Raw genomic sequence first — 19,416 nt, 5'->3', positions numbered from 1 at the left:
TACAAGTTTCCAACTAATGGGCATTAGGATTGGATTTTCTAAAAATAAGAAGATTTGGATCCTCTTCAAAAGGTTTTGCTTCCTTCAAAAAGCCCAAACGTTCAAGTAATTTCATAGAAGCCACATTGTTATAATGGGTCATGGCAGAAATTTCCTTTAAATTTAAATATTGAAATCCAAACCGCAGAATCTCATTTAAACACTCATTCATATAACCTTTACCTTGGAACTCATAATTTAAATCATAACCAAGTTCTGCTTGGGTTCTATCCTCTGAAAAATTCCATAAACAAACAGTGCCGATGATACTATCCTTAGATCGGAGGCAGATTCCCCAATATTGAGCTGGAGGTCCATCCACAGGGTTAATAATTTTATTTATAAAGGCCAGTGCAGCTTCTTTGGTTTCTGCTTTTGGTCTGTCAACAAATTCATTGATTTTTGGGTCTGACCTTAGAAAGGAAATCATTTTCCAATCTTCAGACTTGAGCGCTCTCAACAGTAACCTTTTAGTCTTTAAAACGGGTAATGAATTTTTGCTCATGATCTCTTTGGGTGATGGATGTATTTTGTAGCAATTAGAACTTGGTGAATTTCTTTGCTGCCATCTTTTTTATTGAATGGAACTTCCATGGTCTGGATACACTGGAATAAATTTTTCTTTAAAATTTCATTAATCCGATTGGAATCGTGGTAATTAAAATAAACCCGCAAACCATTCATACCAGTAATAAAACCTGAATTCTTTTTATTTCCAGGAACGAAACTGATGTAAAGGATACCTTCTTCAGATAGCAGATCATAGCATTGTTGGAAGAAATCATCTATTTCTTCCAGTGAAAGGTAGGGTAAGCCAAATCCGCAAATGATACCCTGAAACTTCATTTTAAGTTTATTAAGGTTCCTGAAGTCCATCACTTGAAATTTAGCTTTTGGCAGGTTCTTATTTGCCAAATCCACCATGTTTTGTGAAATATCAATCCCTAATATTTCTAAATTAGGTTTTTTGTTTAGTAAGTATTTGGAAATGTTTCCAGGGCCACAACCTACATCAAGAACTTTGACGTGCGGAGGCAATTTGTTTGAGAATGCATCGTATGAATCATTATACAATGATAAATCCATAAATTTTTCCTCATAAATTTTGGCTATTTGATTCCAAGTTTCAAATGTTTCTTGATAGGCGTCCATGAAATTAAATATAGGAATACTTTTTTAGGTTTTCTTGTTTTTAAGATTCCAAATAGAATAGAGGGCTGTCAATAAAAAAGGGAGCGTACATAGTATGACTTTTAGGTTGGGCCCCAGAATTCCTGCAATAAGAATAAATAAGAACAAACTGCCCAAACATCCTATTCCAATTAAGCTTGGTATTTTGCTAGGTTTAGATTGAAATAGTGTAAAAAATAAAATCAGTTGCCCTGATAGAGGAAGTAGGGTTAAAGGATGAAGTATCGAACCTGGGTCATTAAATAATTTGATTAAAATATCTAATTCAGCTTGAAAAAGAAAAACCGATTGATCTTGACCCCATTCAAGGTATCCCAAAAGAGAAGTCAGTATTAAGGCCAGATTGAGTAGTCTTTGTTTCATTATGAAATATCTGTTGATATAAAATTAGGGAAAAAAGATGTTTAGATTTAAAGTTTTTAGTTTCACATAAATGACCTGCTCTTATGTGAAATTATGGTTAATTCTTAGACTTCAATCATCATAGTGAATGAAGACCTATCAAATTAATGGAAAATCGATTAAGTTTGCAGGATGCAACAAAAATTGAATGAATTCATTCCGAATGCGGCTGTTGCCCAAGTTCAAGAATTATTGGATCATGACCATTTGGTGGTCAAGGTGAAAAGAGAAAGAAAGACAAGGCATGGAGATTACAGAAGATTGATCAATGGTCAACATCAAATAACCATCAATGGCAATCTAAACCCTTATCGTTTTTTGATCACGTTAATTCATGAAATTGCCCATTTTGAAGCTTTTTCCCTGTTTGGAAGAAACATTAAGCCACATGGGAAAGAATGGAAGTATACTTTTCAGAGGTTGATGTTACCGTTTATTAATCCAAATATTTTTCCTGATGAACTATTGCCATTATTAGCAAAGCATTTTCGAAATCCGAAAGCTAGTAGTGATACCGATACGCAGTTGGCTCTGGCGTTAAAGCAGTATGACCCTCCAAATGGGAAACACTTTGTTTTTGAAGTTCCAACAGGAAGTATCTTTAGGTTGTATAATGGAAGGGTATTTAAAAAGGGGAGTCAACGCACAAAGCGTATTGAATGTATAGAAATAGCTACAGGAAAAGTATATTTGTTCAATCCCAATGCAGAAATTGAATTAGTAAAAAATAAATAGTTTAAAGATATGAAAGAGAATTATTATGCCATATTGATGGCTGGAGGTGTAGGATCAAGATTTTGGCCAGTTAGCACCTCTCAATTTCCCAAACAGTTCCATGATATGCTTGGGACGGGAGAAACTCTTATTCAAAAAACTTTTCATAGATTATCTAAACTAATCCCGGCACAGAATATTTACATATTGACCAATGAGAGATATAACGATTTGGTGTTGGAACAGTTACCTGAAGTAAACCAAAGACAAGTTGTTCTGGAGCCAGCCATGAGAAATACGGCACCATGTATTCTGTATGCCTCCATGAAAATCCAAAAGGAAAATCCGGATGCTGTTATGATTGTTGCTCCTAGTGACCATTGGATCGAAGATGAAGAAGCTTTTGTTCAAAATGTGGATCAGGCTTTTCAATTTTGTCAGGAACATGATGCTTTGATGACCTTGGGTATTCAACCTACGTTTCCAAATACAGGTTACGGTTATATTGAGTTTGATAAATCCAGTAGTGATACTATCAAGCCCGTATCTCAATTTAGGGAGAAACCTGATTATGAAACAGCTAAGCAATTTTTAGCTCAAGGGAATTTTTTATGGAATGCCGGTATTTTTATGTGGAGCGCTAAATCGGTTTTAAAAGCTTTCCAAAACAACCAGCCCAATTTGTATGATCATTTCAACAAGGGGATGGAAGCCTATAATACGGATGATGAGGATAAGTTTATAGCTGATAATTATCCTTTGGCAGAAAATATTTCGGTTGATTATGCCATTATGGAGAAGAGTCAAAACGTTTATGTCATTCCAGCTACTTTTGATTGGAATGATTTGGGAACCTGGGGAAGCCTTTACGATAAATTGGATAAGGATGAAGACCAAAATGCAGTGGTAAATGCGAAGACTTTAAGTGTTGATGCTTCTGGAAATATGATTCGCTCCCCTAAAAATAAAATAGTTGTAGTAGATGGTCTAAGTGATTATATCATTGTTGATAAAGAAGAAGTTTTGCTTATCTTTCCAAAAGAAAAGGAACAAGATATCAAAAAGGTGCTTCAACAAGTGAAACAGAAATTTGGTGAGCACTATGGCTAAACTAAACTATGACAGAAAATAAATTTAATTTTTCGGAAGAGGCTGAAAAGGGTGCTCAAAAAATTGAAGAAACCAAAGAAGAGGTCAAACAGGATGCCCAAGGTTTATTTAGGAGTATTAAGAAGTTTTTAAAAGAGCTTTTAGACTTTAGAGAAGATACAGATAGGGATGCTACCTTGCAGGCAGTAGTAAGTGATATTTCCTTTAAAGGAGCTACTTCTTGGATTCTAGTCTGTTCTATTTTTGTGGCCTCCATCGGTCTGAATGCAGACTCTACTGCAGTAGTTATTGGAGCCATGTTAATATCTCCGCTAATGGGTCCTATTTTAGGAATAGGAATGTCCATTGCCATTAATGATATTGATACCTTAAGGCGCTCCTTGGTGAATTTAGCAATTATGATTGGTCTTAGTTTATTGACGGCCTTTCTGTTTTTCTATTTCTTTCCTTTAAGTGAGGATAATTCTGAATTATTGGGAAGAACCAAACCAGATATTCGTGATGTACTAATTGCTTTTTTTGGTGGTTTAGCACTTATCATTGCGCGAACAAAAAAGGGAACTATAGCCTCAGTTATCTTTGGGGTGGCGATTGCAACAGCTTTGATGCCTCCACTTTGTACCGCAGGCTATGGTTTAGCTTCTGGTAATATCCCTTATTTCCTTGGGGCGATGTATCTGTTTACTATTAATGCCATTTTTATTGCGTTAGCAACCTTTATCGTGGTTAAGGTGTTGAGGTTCCCAATGATCAAGTATGCCAATTCCAAAAAAAGAAAACGTATTGCACAGTTGGCTACCTTATTGGCAATTATTGCTATGATTCCAGCATTGTGGACATTTGTAACTGTTTTAGGAGAAAGTAACTTTAATAAAGCGGCTAAAAATTTCATGGATAACGAAGTAGGGAAATTGCCATATTCCAATTATTTAAAACGAAATGTTGCCTATAACTATAACGATGGGGAAAATTCTACCATTGAAGTCAATACCTATGGTTTGAATAAAATTTCTGAAGAGACTATTATTCTTTTGGAGGGGAGAATGAAGGAGTATGCACCCTTGAAAAATACTAAATTGGTCATTAATCAATCAAGTATTGAAGGTGTCGACAATATTAAATACATGCAGGAACTTCGTTCTAGAGATTCATTGGAATTATTGACGCAATCCCAAAAGGTTTCCATATTAGAAAGCCGTGTGAAGCAATTATCCCGTTTTGAAAAGAATCAAGTACCCATGGATAAGCTAAGTGAAGAATTGAAAATTCTTTTTAAGAATATTACAAGACTTTCTTATTCCAATGTGGTAACTACCAATTTTTCTAAAATTGATACTATCTCTGTTTTTTCAGTGTCTTGGAATGATTCAAATTTGAATTCAGAGCAGAAAGAAAAGGAACGTAAGAATTTGGAAGAATGGTTAAGGTATCAGTACAAGGATTTGGATAGTTTGAGAGTGGTAAATCAATAGTTATTTACTCATTCTCTTCCTGATACATCCGTCTTACTTTTTTGAATAGTTCAGAAGAATAAACAAAATTAGTTACGGCTTCATTATCAGTTCTAAAAATGGTTGCATTGGAGCCTTCCCAAGCTTTTACGCCATCTTTTAAGAATACAATTTTCTCGCCAATTTCCATAACTGAGTTCATGTCATGGGAGTTGATAATGGTTGTAATGTTATATTCGTCTGTTATTTCTTGAATTAAATTGTCAATGACAATTGCTGTTCTAGGATCCAACCCTGAATTGGGCTCATCACAAAACAAATATTTAGGTTGGTTTACAATAGCGCGAGCAATGGCGACACGTTTCTGCATTCCTCCTGATGCCTCACTGGGCATTTTCTTTTGGGCATCAGCAAGATTAACTCTTTTTAAAACCAAATTCACACGATCCTGCATTTCACTCATGCTCTGTTTGGTAAACATACGCAAGGGGAACATGACGTTTTCGCCAATGGTCATGGAATCAAATAAGGCACTTCCTTGAAAAACCATACCCATTTCAGACCGAAGCGTTCGCTTTTGGTCTGGACTTAAATCTGTATAAGATTGTCCGTCATAAATGATTTGTCCTTTTTCAGGAGTGAACAACCCCAATAGGCATTTTAGGAATACAGTTTTTCCAGAACCACTTTGACCAATAACCAAACTCGTTTTTCCTTTTTCAAAGGTGGTAGAAATACCCTTTAAAATTTCGGTGTCCCCAAAAGATTTATGAATGTCTTTAACTTCAATCATTAACTTAAAAGCATTTGGGTTAATAAATAGTTTGATAATATAATGGCAACACTGGTCCAAACAAATGCTGTTGTACTAGCTTTTCCAACTTCTAAAGAGCCACCTCTCATGAAATAGCCATAATAAGAAGGAATAGTAGCTAATAAAAATGCGAAAACAAAGGTTTTGATAAAGGCATATGCCATATGAAATGGAATGAAATCCTCTTGAACCCCTCTTACATAATCTTCTACAGTTGTAAAACCGCCATAAACACAAGCAGCCAATCCACCTACAATTCCCAAGAACATGGCGATGGAAATAACAAATGGATAAAACATCATGGCTACAAATTTTGGGAAGACTAAATAGTTTATCGCATTAATCCCCATGACTTCCAAGGCATCTATTTGCTCAGTCACCCTCATGGTACCTATACTTGAAGTAATATAGGAGCCTACTTTTCCAGCCATAATGATGGAAATAAAAGTGGGGGCAAATTCTAGAATGACGGATTGTCTTGTGGCGAAACCTACTAAATACTTCGGAATTAATGGGTTGCTAATATTTAAAGCTGTTTGTATGGTGACAACCCCTCCCACAAAAAATGAGATAAAAGCCACGATTCCCATAGATCCGATGATTAAGTCATCAATCTCCTTAAAGATAAGTCCTTTCATTACAGACCACCTTGTTGGTTTGCGGAACATGTCCTTAATCATGATAAAATAAGCACCAATATTGTGAAGGTAGGTCATAGACTTTTTTGTTGATGCTAAAGTAAGAAAAGTATATGTTTTTTAACCTTAATTTTAACATATCCTATACGAAATGGGTTATTTTTGTGGGCATTAAAATACCCTTAGAATGAAAAAGTTTTTAGTATTTGTTTTAATCTCTATTAGTTGTGCGAATTTATTTGCCCAAAAATCTAAAAAAGCTACCCCTGAAAATGGAAGTGATTGGAATCGTCCAAAATTAGTGGTCGGTATTGTAGTTGATCAAATGCGATATGACTATTTAACACGATTCTATAACAAATATGGAAATGATGGTTTTAAAAGACTGATGAATCAAGGATTTGATTGTAGAAACAATCATTTTAACTATATCCCCACATATACTGGGCCTGGGCATGCTTCAGTTTATACAGGAACCACGCCTAAGTATCATGGAATTATTGGAAATAACTGGTATGATAAGGAAATAAAGGAAACTATTTACTGTGCAGGAGATGAGGGCGTTTCGCCTGTAGGAACGGATTCTCCTAGTGGAAAAATGTCACCTCACAGATTAATGACAACTACCTTTGGAGATGAAAACAGAATGTTTACCCAATTTAAAGGGAAAACGATAGGGGTTGCATTAAAGGATAGGGGAGCTATTTTACCAGCAGGACATACTGCTAATGCAGCCTACTGGTTTCATGGAAGTGATGAGGGCCGTTGGATAACAAGTTCTTTTTATATGAAGGAATTGCCTCAATGGGTGATTGATTTTAATAAATCAGGGAACTCAGCTTCTTATATGAAAACTTGGGATACCTACTACAATATTGATACTTATGTGGAGAGTGGTTTGGATTTAAATGAATTTGAAGGCGGGTTTAAAGGAAAAGAAACTGCAACCTTTCCTTATGATTTAAATGCCATAAAAGAGAAAAACGGATATTTTGATATTTTAAAAACAACACCATACGGTAATAGTATGACTGCCGATTTTGCTATCGCAGCATTGGATGGAGAACAATTGGGACAGGACAAAATAACAGATGTGCTTACAGTTAGTTTTTCAAGTACCGATTATGTGGGACATAATTTTGGGGTTAATTCTAAAGAAATTGAAGATACGTACATTAGACTAGATTTGGATTTGGCACGCTTGTTTAAAGCATTGGATGATAAGGTAGGGGAAGGAGAATACACAGTTTTTTTAACTGCAGATCATGGAGCTGTTGAGGTGCCTGCTTATTTACACAGTGTAAAAATACCTTCTGGTTATTTGAATAATTCAGATTCCAAAAAGAAGTTTGATGCGTTTATGAAGAAGGATTTTGGACATGACGATTTGGTTGAAAATATTAGCAATAATCAGGTCTTTCTAAATAGAGAGAAAATAAAGGAGTTGGGATTGGATTTGGATGATGTTCAAGATGCTATTGTTGAAGAGCTTTTATCCTATGAAAATGTATATAAGGCTTACACTGCACAAACTATGGCTTCAACCTCTTTTACAACAGGAGTTGAAGAATTGTTGGAAAATGGATTTAACCAAAAAAGATCGGGAGACGTTCTAGTGGTGCAAGACCCAGCCTTCATTTCTTACGGCAGAACTGGATCTACTCATGGTTCTGGATTTAATTATGATACGCATGTGCCTCTATTATTTTATGGAAAAGGAATAAAACAAGGTCATACGTTTGAGCGTACGGTAATTCCAGATATTGCTTCAACAATCTCTTCATTGTTGGGAGTAAGTTTTCCTAGTGGCGCTACGGGCAGACCTTTAGGATTTTTATTGAAATAGAATTTTATTGGAGAAGATTACTTTCTATAAAGGAAGTAGTTATTTACAAGTTCAATATATTTTCTTTTCGCTTCGTCAGGAGAAACATTTTGCACTTGAAATAGGGCATTTGTTTTAAAAGCATTTATTATTTGCTTTTTGCTGTTAGGGCGACCATAGTCATTGGTGGCCTTTTTGTAATAGGCATAAAGGCGTAATAGGAAATCTGCTGGGAATGGTTCCTTGTGTTTGTTAATGCGTTCTACGGCATCTTGAAATGTTTTATCTAAATCCTCTGCAGTCATTATTTTTCTGCAATAACCGTAATACCTCCTTTGACCACCTCATTTAAAGCAACCTTGATATTGCTATCTAAAGGTAAAAATAAATCTACTCTTGACCCAAATTTGATAAATCCAGAATCTGTACTTTGTAGAACTTCTTGTCCTTCTTCAGCGTAATTTACAATGCGCTTTGCTAAGGCGCCGGCTATTTGTCGATACAGTATTGGCCCAAAAGTTGGGTTTTCAACAACAACCGTTGTACGTTCATTTTCTTCACTGGCTTTAGGATGCCAGGCCACTAAATATTTTCCTGGATGGTATTTGCTAAATAGTACTTTTCCTGTAATAGGATATCTAGTAACATGCACGTTGACAGGTGACATAAAAACACTGACTTGAAGTCTTTGGTCCTTAAAATATTCTTTTTCAAATACTTCCTCAATGACAACTACCTTACCGTCTACACAACTTAAAACTTGAGCTTCATTGGAAGCAAAAATCCTTTTTGGATTTCTGAAAAACTGAAGGATGAGGACAAAAAACACCAAAAGTGCGATTTCCAATAAAACACGAAGCCATGATAGCGAAATGGTAAATTCTACAAGGATGGTTAGGGCAATAATTAAAATGAAAGTCCCTAAAATAATTTTATGTCCTTCTTTATGAAACATATTTAAATAATTGTAAAAACAAAAAGATATAAGGTGATGCAAAAATCATACTGTCCAATCGGTCTAATAACCCTCCATGACCAGGCATAATAACTCCGCTGTCCTTTACTTTTGCCTGTCTTTTAAACTTAGATTCTATTAAGTCTCCTAACGTACCAAAAACCGCTATAATTATACCTAAGGATAGCCATTTGGTAAAGCTAAAAGTATCTGTAAAGGTAGCAATAAAATAACTTGCCACACAGGAAAAAAACAAACCTCCTAAAAAGCCTTCAACTGTCTTCTTTGGAGATACTTTCTCAAATAACTTCTGTTTTCCAAAATTTTTTCCGACTAAATAAGCAAAAGTGTCATTAGTCCAAACCAGGATAAAACATCCTAAGAGGACATAAGGATTATAGACTTCCTTAAACTTTGAAATAAGAATCATAAATACAAATCCACTGGATAAGTAAAATGTGGTAAGTATAACCCGCTTAGAAATGAATAGAGGTATATTCTTGTGAGTGAATAAATCTTTAATCAAAAATAATTGGACAAAAATAGTAATGACATGAAGTATTTGTGTGGCCTCCTTTAATCCTGAATCTGTTTTCATGACAAACGGCCAAAATCCGAAGATCAGATATAAGATTGAAAAGGAAATAAAGGGCACATAGGATTTGTAATGGATTAGTTTTCTAAACTCAGCCATACAAATGAGTCCAAAAATAAAAAATACAATAACCAACGCATGTTCAAAAAACATAGAACAAATGAGTAAGGATATGTATAACAATCCAGAAAATGATCTGATGAGAACTTCTTTCATATTAAAGGTCTTCTAGGAGTAGGAGGTATAGATCCTTAGAATGGCTTCCGTAGGTCATAAAATCTTCTTCAGAAGAAGTGGCCTTGAAATGTTTAATAGTGGTAATGTTAGTTGGAATCTGTCTCTTATTTTTTGATTTGATTCCCCTCAGTCCTTCACTTATGCTTTCAACTATCTGACTAGTTGTAGCGAAAACAACAAAGTGATCAGGGAACTCGCCTAATTTTTTTTCAGCGATTTGATTGGACGAAATTAGTAAGGAACCATCATCTGCGATTAGATTTTCACAGGTAGTCAAGAAGAATTCTGAATCTTGAGCTGATGTTGTCATTTTAACCTCAAAGTTCTTGAAAGTATCCTTGAGGTTATTGTCAATAACCATAACCTGTTTGTTCATCCATTGGTTTTCATGAATGATGTTTTCTAATGCATCAAAGATTTCATTCAAGTCTTCACAGTACAAAAATTTACCTCCATTTCGCTTGAAATTTATGGTAAATCTTTCGTCTACTGGCAACTTAACTTCTGGCATGTATTTGCTTCGTTCATTCGACTTAATTTCTTCTTCCGAATGATCTGTTTTGGAACCAAAAAGTTTTCTAAATAGACTCATTTAGTTTCTTTGCTATTAAAATCTGGTTTTCGCGGCTTTTTTCAAATATAAAAAATCTTAACCTAACGTTATCGTTAAATTAAGATTTTTGAATAAGGTTAACAAATATAAAAGACTTTTCGAGAATTACTTTTCTTCATTAACCTCAATAGGTTCATTGTTGTCTTCCAAGTTATCCATTTCTGCTAGCTCTTCCTCTTTTGCAAAGGGACGCTTACCGAAAATTTTCTCTAGATTGTCCTTGAAAATAACTTCTTTTTCTAGAAGAACTTCAGCCAATTCGGTCAACTTATCTTTGTGTTGGGTTAATAAATTGATGGCTCTTTGGTATTGTTCTTCAACGATATCAGAAATTTCTTTATCAATCAACTCCGCCGTTTTTTCACTATAAGGCTTGGTAAAACCATAGTCATTTTGTCCACTGGAATCGTAATAAGTTAAATTTCCAACTTTATCACTCAGTCCGTAAATGGTTACCATAGCTCTTGCTTGTTTGGTTACCTTTTCCAAATCACTTAGAGCTCCTGTTGAGATTTTATCAAAGATGACCTTTTCAGCAGCACGACCACCCATGGCAGCACACATTTCATCAAGCATTTGCTCTGGCCTTACAATAAGTCGTTCTTCTGGCAGGTACCAAGCGGCACCTAAAGATCTTCCTCTTGGAACGATTGTAACTTTGACTAGTGGAGCAGCATGCTCCAACATCCAACTCACAGTAGCATGTCCAGCTTCGTGAAAAGCAATGGCTTTTTTCTCTTCAGGAGTTATGATTTTATTTTTCTTCTCAAGACCTCCAATAATTCTATCTACAGCATCAAGGAAATCTTGCTTCCCAACGCTCTTCTTTCCTTTTCTAGCGGCAATTAAAGCAGCTTCGTTACAAACATTGGCAATATCTGCACCAGAGAATCCTGGAGTTTGTTTTGATAAAAAGTCAAGATCTAAATCCTTATCTTTTTTAAGAGGTCTTAAATGAACCTCAAATATTTCTTTACGCTCTCTCACATCTGGAAGATCAACAAAAATTTGTCTGTCAAATCTACCTGCACGCATTAAAGCCTTGTCAAGAATATCAGCTCGGTTGGTTGCCGCCAATACAATGACATTGGTATTAGTCCCAAAACCGTCCATTTCTGTCAACAATTGGTTTAATGTGTTTTCGCGCTCATCATTAGAACCTGAAAAATTGTTTTTCCCTCTCGCTCTACCTATGGCGTCAATTTCATCAATAAAGATTATGGATGGAGATTTTTCTTTAGCTTGTTTAAATAAGTCTCTTACTCTTGAGGCACCAACACCTACAAACATTTCCACAAAATCAGATCCTGAAAGAGAGAAAAATGGTACTTGGGCTTCTCCCGCAACAGCTTTAGCCAATAATGTTTTACCTGTTCCCGGAGAACCTACTAATAAGGCTCCTTTTGGAATCTTTCCTCCTAAAGAGGTGTATTTTTCTGGGTTCTTTAAGAAGTCAACGATTTCCTGAACTTCTTCTTTAGCTCCTTCTAGTCCGGCAACATCTTTAAAAGAAACCTTCACCTCGGTATTTTCGTCAAATAATTTGGCTTTCGACTTTCCAATATTGAAAATTTGCCCTCCAGCACCACCTCCGCTTCCAGCAGACATTCTTCTCATGATAAAAATCCAAACACCTATTAGTAATATGAAAGGAAGCATGCTGATTAAAAAGTCGCCCCAAACATTTTGTTCTGTTTTGTAAACAACTTTTGGCGCTGGATCCAAGTTTTCATTTTTAATGACATCATTAATTTGATCCTCAAAATTTGCTAAATCTCCAAATTCAAACTTGTAGTTCGGTAATTTAGTGGCTGAAGGTAGTAAAGATGTAGGTTTTGAATTTTTATGTATTTCTTTTGATTCAGCTTCGGTAGTTAAGTAAACCTTTGCTTCACGTTTATTGACTATTTCTACCTTTTGAACATCACCATCCTTGAGATATTGAATAAATTGTGAAGGCGTTGTAGTGCTAGCATCTTGTAAGCCGCCACCACTAAAAAGTTGAAGCCCGATAAACATAGCTATCAGGATTCCATAAATCCAATAAGGACTGAATTTTGGTTTTTTATTCTTAGGATTATTTTTGTTAGCTGCCATTAATTTCTTTAATAATTCGTTTCGATAATTGTTGTTTTCGCATCACCCCAAAGGCTTTCTATGTCATAATACTCCCTAACGTGTTTTTGGAAAACATGTACAACCACGTTGACATAATCCATTAAAACCCATTCAGCATTATCCATGCCTTCCACGTGCCATGGTTTGTCTTTTAATTCTTTACTAACTTTTTTCTGGATTGAGTTTACAATGGCACTTACTTGCGTATTCGAAGTCCCCTCACAAATGATAAAGTAGTCGCAAACTGTGTTTTCAATCTCCCGTAAATCTAAAATATTGATTTCTTTCCCCTTGACATCTTCAATTCCACTTAAAATAGTTGCTATCAGTAGATCAGCATTAGATTCCTTTTTCGCCATTAATATGTTTTAATTTGTGCAAAGTTATTATTTTTTAGTTCTTTATACTTTAAATTTTTCATAAGAAATTTCAGTACTAAGATAACCAAATTATATGCGTATAATCAAACTTAATGCCACTGAATCAACAAACACCTTTTTAAGGCAGTTAAGTAGTGACAGTCTTCTAGAAGATTTTACAACGGTGGTTGCTGAATTTCAATCCAAGGGAAAAGGACAGATGGGAAGTGTCTGGGCTTCGGAATCGGCTAAAAACCTTATGTTTAGCTCCATTAAGGATATTTCGTTTCTACCAATTGAGCACAGTTTTTATCTAAGTATGGTTTCTTCTTTAAGTGTCAAACGAGCTCTAGAAAAGTTGAATATTCCCAAATTGGCTATTAAATGGCCTAACGACATTTTGTCAGAGAATAAGAAAATTTGTGGAATTTTAATTGAAAATATCATAAAGCAAGGTAAGCTTAAAGCTACAATTATTGGAGTTGGACTCAATGTCAACCAATCAGATTTTCAAGATTTGCCGCAAGCATCCTCTTTATTGGTTAGAACGGGTAAGCTATTTGATTTGGATGAAATACTTTATTTGATTTTGGATGAATTAAAGCACTATTTTCAAAAATTAGAAGCCGATGAGTATGGACAAGTGTATGATGAATACCATTCTTATTTGTTTAGAAAAAATAAACCTTCAACATTTCAAGATGCTGAAGGTTCTATATTTACGGGTATCATTACCTCTGTAAGTCCTGATGGTAATCTTCAGGTTCTCTTGGAAGATGAGAAGATTAAGGGGTATGAGGTTAAAGAAATTAAATTACTTTATTAAATAGCTTTTGGGATATTGGTGGCCAAAGTTTCTATAAATTTCGTGATAGGGCCTTTGATCATCATGGCCATCATAGGGTTAAATGAGCCATTGAAAACCAATTGCAATTCACTTTGTTCAGCACCAGTTTCTTCTATGTTTCCGGTTAGGGTGAAATCAATTTTTCCTCCTCCGGCACCCAAAACGATTTGGTTAGGGGCGTTCAGCTGCTTTTTTTGAAGTGTGATTTCTGGCATGCCTTTTAAGGCAAAGAGAAACGTATCTTCATTAAGAACTTCAAATTTGCTAATGCTTTCAGGCATTAATTTTTCGAAATTTTCAATTTTTGATAAAAAATCAAATACCTCTTGAGGCGATTTGTCTATGCTTACTTTGGGTGATTCTAAGTTCATTTTTTGTTGTTTAGAAATGCTTTAATCAATTAGCGTTCCATTCACTTGGATTAGCATTCCAATCTGACAAAGTTGTCAGGTCTTTTTGAGAGATGTAATTAGTGTCAAGTGCTTGCTCTAGGAGGGTTTCATAGTCTCCTAGAGTGCTAAGCGTCACTTTTTCCTTTTCAAAATTCTTTTTGGAAATATCAAAGCCATATGAAAAAATGGCAATCATTCCTTTAACATTCAAGTGGGCGTCTCTTAAGGCTTTAACTGCATTTAAGCTGCTCATTCCTGTGCTAATCAAATCTTCAACCACCACCACATTAGCACCACCTTCTGCATGACCTTCAATTTGATTTTGGCGCCCATGTTTTTTAGCCTCTGGTCTTACATAGATGAAAGGTAGGCCCATATATTCTGCAACCAACATACCTATACCAATGGCTCCCGTAGCAACTCCAGCAATGACATCTGGTTTTCCAAATTGTTTTTCAATTTGTTTAGCCATGGTTTCCCTGATGTAGTTCCTAATAGGAGGATATGACAAAACGATGCGGTTGTCACAATAAATAGGTGAGTTCCAGCCTGATGCCCAAGTAAAGGGATTCTTGGGTTGTAGTTTAATAGCGTTGACTTGCAATAAAACTTCTGCAGTTTTTCTTGCGGTGTGTTTGTTGAAAATCATGACAACAAAAATACACTTTTTTTAAAATAATATTCTGGTCTTGATAAGATTTAGAATTAATATAGGTTTCTGTTTGCTATGATTTAAAAATTAATACTTTTACAAAAGATAGGATTCAAAACCCCGCATATGTATAAGGTTTTTGTAAACGATAAGCCTATAGTTTTGACAACTAAAGTCGAAAAGGAAACAGACTTTAAAAACTATTTGCTTAATTCGGTAAATGTCAATAAAGTGATTAGGGAATTAAACAAGACATCTTTAAAGGAGGTGCGTTTGATTCATAAGAATAAGGATAAATTACTGAAGAAGTTTCTTAAAAAGTTGCCAAACGTTATAGCTGGAGGTGGCAAAGTGTACAATGAAAGTGGGGAAGTATTATTTATCTATCGCAATGATAAATGGGATTTGCCCAAAGGAAAGGCAGAAAAGAAGGAATCCATTGAAGAAACGGCGATACGTGAGGTTGAAGAAGAAACGGGCGTGTTGGGACTTGAAATTATAAGGCCACTTCAAATTACCTACCATATTTTTAAGAGGAATGGAAGGAACCGTATTAAGGTGACCCATTGGTTTGAGATGAAAACCAGTTATACAGGCCATCTAAATCCACAAGAGAACGAAGGAATCACTAAGGTTTCTTGGTTAAGTGAACAAGAAGCCGAAAAGGCTATGGAAAACTCCTATGCTAATATTAGAGCGTTGGTGTGAAAAATGAAATGGTCTTTTTAAGGTTTTTCACTAGGATTTAGTATCTTAGAGGTCGATTTAAAATAAAAAATTGCTTAAATGTTAAGAAAAACATGTTTTTTTGGATTATGCCTTATGTTGGGTTTTTCTTTAATGTCAACACAATGTAGTAGGGATGAGGCAGAAATGTCTCAAGCTGTCATAATGAAAGATATTGAACTTACAGCTCGATCTACAAGTTGGGAAGTTTCCTATTTTTTGGAGTCTGGAGTTGATAAAACCGAAGCATTTCAAAAAATGTCTTTTAGCTTTAATCCAGATGGAAGTTTAGAAGTTCTCAATAAAAGGAATTCCAAGTATTCTGGTGCTTGGGCTGTTGATGGAAGTATTAAGGAAACAGCAGAAACTAAGTTCCAAAATATTGATTTCCGTGTTTACTTTGCAACTCCCAGTCAAATGAAGGTTTTGAACAAAACTTGGAATATTTCAAATTATACAACAAATGAAATCGAATTGGTAGTTCACCACTCTGGTGGCCAAATCGATTACTTGAAATTAGAAAGAACCGAGGATCTATAAATATATTCTTAAACTGACATTAGGTGTCAGTCCCAAAGATTTTATATCTACTTTTTTTAAGTTTTGAGAAGCATCTCTGATGTAATATCGATTGATTGTGTTTTTCCTGTCAAGTAAATTCCAAACAGACATTCCTACAAAGCCTTTTTTGTCCTTGAAAATGTTGAAGTCGTAAGTGGCGGAAAGATCCACACGGAAATAATCACTGATTCTTTCGGCGTTGGGTGTATTGTAACTAATGATACTAGCGTCTGACTCTTCAAACATAGGAGAGGTATAGGGCTTCCCTGAATGCCAATTCAAACCTAAAGCAAATTTGAAATTATTCATACTGTATGTGGAAGCCAGTTTTATTTGATGTCTTATATCCACGTTATTAGGAAAATCTTTTCCATCATTGAGATCTCTATAATGGTAATTGTTTATACTATATGAATATCCCATCCAAGAACTAAATGCTCTAAACTTTTTATTAATTAAAAAATCTACTCCTTTGGTGTTATAGGATCCGGTGGCATTTACAAATTGATATTGATTTTGAAATCCTTGGCTTCGAGTTGTTATCCCTTCTACCTTTTTCATGAAAACTTCACCACTAACTAATAACTTATTTCTGTTAAAATGAATGCCGGTTGAAATTTGCCTACTTCTAATAATGGGCACAGAGGTATCATTGGCCAATATCCACCGACGTTTTTCAATGCCCAAAAAATCCTGTTGAAGGTCTATGACTTGTGAAGTGTTTTGACTTTTTAGCTCACCCAAAACTTCCAATCGGAAATGGTTTAAAAAACGCTGTCCAAAGCGCAATCTGGGCTCCAAAAGGAATTTGTCAAACTTTGGAATGTAATTAAATCGTACTCCTGGTTTGAAATAGGTTTGGTGATTTTTGGTTTGAAAACTCCCTTCGGCATAAATTGCATGGGAGCGAAGGACTTCTTTAATATATCTTCTGAAATCTGGATTGTTGATGTCTTCCAAATTACTGATTCCCGTTTCAAAAAACTGATATCCTCCAGTTAATTTCAAGTTGGGATGTATTAGGTAATCTGATTCAAACTTAATGGTATTTTCCTTAACCTGATTCTCTTGAATCAAGCGTTGATTGTTTACAATATCAAAATTGGTGCCGTCAAGCAAGTAGTTTGAGGCTGTGACTTCAATATTTGTTTTCCATTTTGAATTCCAAATTCTTGTATGTGAAATACCACCGGCAAAAGTTTCCTGGGAAAGGTTGCTTTTCGATTCAGATAAAGACAAATCTATCATGGATTGTTCTCGGTAATCCAATTGATTTTTCATGGTCAATCCATAAATGTTCAATTGGTCTTTATCTGTTAATTGATGTGAGATTTTTACTGAGGCATCATAAAAGTAGAATGTTTCGTCTTGGCTTCTAGAATTATCAGAATTCAAATCAGAATAGGTGAAGACACGGTCAAAATAGTCTTGATAGGTGGGTGTATTTAGGAAATCGGTTATAGCACGTCTGGCGGATATGCTAATTTGAGTGTTCTGCCCCAAAGGAATTTCAGTATAGCCATCGATATGAGTCATATTAATCCCAAAAGAAGCTTGTGAATTATTTCCTAAAGACCCTTTTGTTTCCATGTCTAAAATACTAGAAACGCCATCGCCATATTTGGCACTGCTTCCATTTTTAAAAATATCAATTTGCTTAATGGTATGAGGATTTATTGCTGAAATCATTCCGAAAAAGTGACCAGATTGATACATTTTAATACCTTCCCAAAGTATCAGGTTTTGGTCATGGGTGCCTCCTCGAACATTGATGTTTGAAACCGTTTCATCTATACTGGTAATGCTTGGTAGTGCTTGTATGGTTTGGAAGACATCTGGTTCAATTAATCCTGGCAGAATACCAAAAGCTTCAGGTTTAATAGAAATATCACCTTGTTTGTTTAAAGTTATACCGGAAGTCAAATAATTTGTGAGCAGAACTTCATTGAGGTTTTGGGTTGTGAATAAGGTGTTTTCAACCGATTGAACCGCTATAAAGGTGTTATTGATTATTTCAAAAGTTATGTTGACTTGGTTTGAAATGGAATTAAGAGCCTCACTTAGTGTTAACTCTGGATTTGGTGCCATTGCAAATTTGTCAAGAATGGTGTCGTCGGCATATGAGAAACGCACTTGAAATTTAGATTCAAGAATTTCAAGAACCTCGGTCAAGGGTCTTTTTTCATTGAGGTTGTCTTGAGCGTAAAGCATAACCATACTACTCAAGAATATCAAGAAAAAATAGCCGATTCGAGTTCTAATCACGCGTTAAAATAATGGTTTGACCTTTTTGTTTGACATTCAATTGTAGGGGTTTACTAATAGTCTTTAAGGCGACTTCTAAGTTGTTGTTTGGAAAGCTTCCGGTAAAAGGCGTTTTGAGATCCATACCTTTGACTTTGATTGAGACGTCATATTGGCGTTCCATTTCGGCAATCACTTCCCTAAAAGGCATACTTTTAAACGAACTTAAATAGTCAAGCCATGAAGGCTGTTTTTTGTTTTCTTTTTCTGTAGCTAAAATTTCCCCATCGATTATTAAAAAAGTGTCTCCCTTTTTCAAAACAGTATTATTCTGTTTATATAAAACATTGACAGACCCTTCATAGCATATTACTTCAAAAAATTGTTCTCTTTGTTTGATGTTGAATTGTGTTCCCAAAACAGAGACAATTCCAAAATTGGTGATCACTTCAAACCTGGATCCCTTTTCAACCTTGAAAAAGGCCTCTCCATCAAGGTTTACTTTTCTTTCCTTCTTCCAGTTGTTTTTATTGTAAGTTAAATTTGATAAAGCATTCAAGGTGACGTGGGAGTCGTCAGGAAGCTCCAGTTCTGCTCTTTCCGCTATAGAAGTATGAGTGGAAGTAGGCTGTGTGGTAAGGACATAGAAGATACCCAAGCAAATTACCAAAACCGCTGCAAATTTCATGAAAGGAACCATCCAACTTCTTTTTTTTGAAGTTTCGTTTTTCCTATTTAGGGCTATGGCAAGTTCTTGGTTCAAATCATATGAGGGCGCTTTATAAGACTGAAGATTTTGAGACAGTTTCATTAACTCCTCATAATCATCCAGAGATTTAAAGGCTTCAAACTCCTCAGGAGTAAGCTCGTGATTTAACCATTTATGTATTAATTGCTCTCTGTCCATAATCTTTGATATCTATATAACAGTTC

At 35.2% G+C, this 19,416-nt stretch carries 22 protein-coding genes; 7 read left to right on the top strand and 15 right to left on the bottom strand.

What is annotated here, in order from left to right; genetic code table 11:
• Positions 1 to 13 precede the first annotated feature (13 nt).
• The 3 genes from LOK78_RS12490 to LOK78_RS12480 are packed head-to-tail and all read right to left on the bottom strand — an operon-like array spanning position 14 to position 1,593.
• Positions 14 to 544 carry a GNAT family N-acetyltransferase gene (locus LOK78_RS12490; protein ID WP_232635130.1) on the bottom strand — a complete coding sequence of 177 codons (531 nt, stop codon included), beginning with the start codon at positions 542 to 544 and terminating at the stop codon, positions 14 to 16.
• Positions 541 to 1,191 (bottom strand): class I SAM-dependent DNA methyltransferase, encoded by a 651-nt coding sequence (locus tag LOK78_RS12485; RefSeq protein ID WP_232635129.1) that lies wholly within the window; start codon positions 1,189 to 1,191, stop codon positions 541 to 543. Before LOK78_RS12485 ends, LOK78_RS12490 begins: the two co-directional genes overlap by 4 nt.
• 24 nt (positions 1,192 to 1,215) lie before the next feature.
• Positions 1,216 to 1,593 (bottom strand): hypothetical protein, encoded by a 378-nt coding sequence (locus LOK78_RS12480; protein ID WP_232635128.1) that lies wholly within the window; start codon positions 1,591 to 1,593, stop codon positions 1,216 to 1,218.
• A gap of 171 nt (positions 1,594 to 1,764) precedes the next feature.
• On the opposite strand from LOK78_RS12480, the gene LOK78_RS12475 reads away from it, so the two are divergent.
• Genes LOK78_RS12475 through LOK78_RS12465 form a run of 3 tightly spaced genes read left to right on the top strand, consistent with a single transcriptional unit; the run spans position 1,765 to position 4,928 of the window.
• The gene (locus LOK78_RS12475; RefSeq protein ID WP_232395420.1) at positions 1,765 to 2,367 is read left to right on the top strand and encodes a SprT-like domain-containing protein; all 603 of its coding nucleotides are present in this window, start codon (positions 1,765 to 1,767) and stop codon (positions 2,365 to 2,367) included.
• A gap of 9 nt (positions 2,368 to 2,376) precedes the next feature.
• Positions 2,377 to 3,456 carry a mannose-1-phosphate guanylyltransferase gene (locus tag LOK78_RS12470; protein WP_232635127.1) on the top strand — a complete coding sequence of 360 codons (1,080 nt, stop codon included), beginning with the start codon at positions 2,377 to 2,379 and terminating at the stop codon, positions 3,454 to 3,456.
• Between the two features lie 8 nt (positions 3,457 to 3,464).
• Complete coding sequence (locus LOK78_RS12465) at positions 3,465 to 4,928, top strand: DUF389 domain-containing protein (protein ID WP_232635126.1); 1,464 nt, start codon at positions 3,465 to 3,467, stop codon at positions 4,926 to 4,928.
• A gap of 4 nt (positions 4,929 to 4,932) precedes the next feature.
• On the opposite strand, the gene LOK78_RS12460 is transcribed toward LOK78_RS12465, so the two are convergent.
• Both LOK78_RS12460 and LOK78_RS12455 read right to left on the bottom strand, forming a co-directional pair.
• The gene (locus LOK78_RS12460) at positions 4,933 to 5,700 is read right to left on the bottom strand and encodes an ABC transporter ATP-binding protein (RefSeq protein WP_166961244.1); all 768 of its coding nucleotides are present in this window, start codon (positions 5,698 to 5,700) and stop codon (positions 4,933 to 4,935) included.
• Entirely contained in the window at positions 5,700 to 6,437 is a 738-nt protein-coding gene (locus tag LOK78_RS12455; RefSeq protein ID WP_166961246.1) for an MlaE family ABC transporter permease, read from the bottom strand. Before LOK78_RS12455 ends, LOK78_RS12460 begins: the two co-directional genes overlap by 1 nt.
• A gap of 109 nt (positions 6,438 to 6,546) precedes the next feature.
• On the opposite strand from LOK78_RS12455, the gene pafA reads away from it, so the two are divergent.
• Entirely contained in the window at positions 6,547 to 8,205 is a 1,659-nt protein-coding gene (gene pafA / locus LOK78_RS12450) for an alkaline phosphatase PafA (RefSeq protein WP_232635125.1), read from the top strand.
• Between the two features lie 17 nt (positions 8,206 to 8,222).
• On the opposite strand, the gene LOK78_RS12445 is transcribed toward pafA, so the two are convergent.
• The 6 genes from LOK78_RS12445 to rsfS all read right to left on the bottom strand — a co-directional run bounded on the left by LOK78_RS12445 (position 8,223) and on the right by rsfS (position 13,061).
• Positions 8,223 to 8,489 carry an acyl-CoA-binding protein gene (locus LOK78_RS12445; protein ID WP_053970172.1) on the bottom strand — a complete coding sequence of 89 codons (267 nt, stop codon included), beginning with the start codon at positions 8,487 to 8,489 and terminating at the stop codon, positions 8,223 to 8,225.
• A complete protein-coding gene (locus tag LOK78_RS12440) occupies positions 8,489 to 9,139 on the bottom strand; it encodes a phosphatidylserine decarboxylase family protein (protein ID WP_166961252.1) in 651 nt (216 codons plus the stop codon). Before LOK78_RS12440 ends, LOK78_RS12445 begins: the two co-directional genes overlap by 1 nt.
• Positions 9,129 to 9,950 carry a phosphatidate cytidylyltransferase gene (locus tag LOK78_RS12435; protein ID WP_166961254.1) on the bottom strand — a complete coding sequence of 274 codons (822 nt, stop codon included), beginning with the start codon at positions 9,948 to 9,950 and terminating at the stop codon, positions 9,129 to 9,131. Before LOK78_RS12435 ends, LOK78_RS12440 begins: the two co-directional genes overlap by 11 nt.
• A gap of 1 nt (position 9,951) precedes the next feature.
• Positions 9,952 to 10,563: an LUD domain-containing protein gene (locus tag LOK78_RS12430; protein WP_053970169.1), complete on the bottom strand. Its 612-nt coding sequence runs from the start codon at positions 10,561 to 10,563 to the stop codon at positions 9,952 to 9,954.
• 126 nt (positions 10,564 to 10,689) lie between these two features.
• Entirely contained in the window at positions 10,690 to 12,681 is a 1,992-nt protein-coding gene (gene ftsH, locus LOK78_RS12425) for an ATP-dependent zinc metalloprotease FtsH (protein ID WP_232635124.1), read from the bottom strand.
• 8 nt (positions 12,682 to 12,689) lie between these two features.
• Entirely contained in the window at positions 12,690 to 13,061 is a 372-nt protein-coding gene (rsfS, locus tag LOK78_RS12420; RefSeq protein WP_053970167.1) for a ribosome silencing factor, read from the bottom strand.
• Between the two features lie 94 nt (positions 13,062 to 13,155).
• Here rsfS and LOK78_RS12415 point away from each other — a divergent pair, with 94 nt between their 5' ends.
• Positions 13,156 to 13,887: a biotin--[acetyl-CoA-carboxylase] ligase gene (locus LOK78_RS12415; protein ID WP_232635123.1), complete on the top strand. Its 732-nt coding sequence runs from the start codon at positions 13,156 to 13,158 to the stop codon at positions 13,885 to 13,887.
• Here the strand turns inward: LOK78_RS12415 and LOK78_RS12410 are convergent.
• The gene (locus LOK78_RS12410) at positions 13,884 to 14,279 is read right to left on the bottom strand and encodes an SRPBCC family protein (protein ID WP_232635122.1); all 396 of its coding nucleotides are present in this window, start codon (positions 14,277 to 14,279) and stop codon (positions 13,884 to 13,886) included. The genes LOK78_RS12415 and LOK78_RS12410 overlap by 4 nt on opposite strands.
• Positions 14,280 to 14,304: 25 nt before the next feature.
• Complete coding sequence (gene pyrE / locus LOK78_RS12405) at positions 14,305 to 14,949, bottom strand: orotate phosphoribosyltransferase (RefSeq protein WP_232395427.1); 645 nt, start codon at positions 14,947 to 14,949, stop codon at positions 14,305 to 14,307.
• Between the two features lie 129 nt (positions 14,950 to 15,078).
• Here pyrE and LOK78_RS12400 point away from each other — a divergent pair, with 129 nt between their 5' ends.
• Together LOK78_RS12400 and LOK78_RS12395 are read left to right on the top strand one after the other, a co-directional pair.
• A complete protein-coding gene (locus LOK78_RS12400; RefSeq protein WP_166961264.1) occupies positions 15,079 to 15,660 on the top strand; it encodes an NUDIX hydrolase in 582 nt (193 codons plus the stop codon).
• A 78-nt stretch (positions 15,661 to 15,738) separates the two neighbouring features.
• The gene (locus LOK78_RS12395; protein ID WP_166961266.1) at positions 15,739 to 16,218 is read left to right on the top strand and encodes a hypothetical protein; all 480 of its coding nucleotides are present in this window, start codon (positions 15,739 to 15,741) and stop codon (positions 16,216 to 16,218) included.
• On the opposite strand, the gene LOK78_RS12390 is transcribed toward LOK78_RS12395, so the two are convergent.
• Positions 16,213 to 18,504 carry a TonB-dependent receptor plug domain-containing protein gene (locus tag LOK78_RS12390; RefSeq protein WP_232635121.1) on the bottom strand — a complete coding sequence of 764 codons (2,292 nt, stop codon included), beginning with the start codon at positions 18,502 to 18,504 and terminating at the stop codon, positions 16,213 to 16,215. The genes LOK78_RS12395 and LOK78_RS12390 overlap by 6 nt on opposite strands.
• Positions 18,497 to 19,390 carry a FecR family protein gene (locus tag LOK78_RS12385; protein ID WP_232635120.1) on the bottom strand — a complete coding sequence of 298 codons (894 nt, stop codon included), beginning with the start codon at positions 19,388 to 19,390 and terminating at the stop codon, positions 18,497 to 18,499. The genes LOK78_RS12390 and LOK78_RS12385 overlap by 8 nt, the downstream gene beginning before the upstream one ends.
• Positions 19,391 to 19,416 lie beyond the last annotated feature (26 nt).

The sequence above is a fragment of the Mangrovimonas futianensis genome (genome assembly GCF_021245805.1).
Classification (GTDB): domain Bacteria; phylum Bacteroidota; class Bacteroidia; order Flavobacteriales; family Flavobacteriaceae; genus Mangrovimonas; species Mangrovimonas futianensis.
Note: the sequence above shows the minus strand (reverse complement) of the source record. Positions and strands in the feature narration are given on the sequence as shown.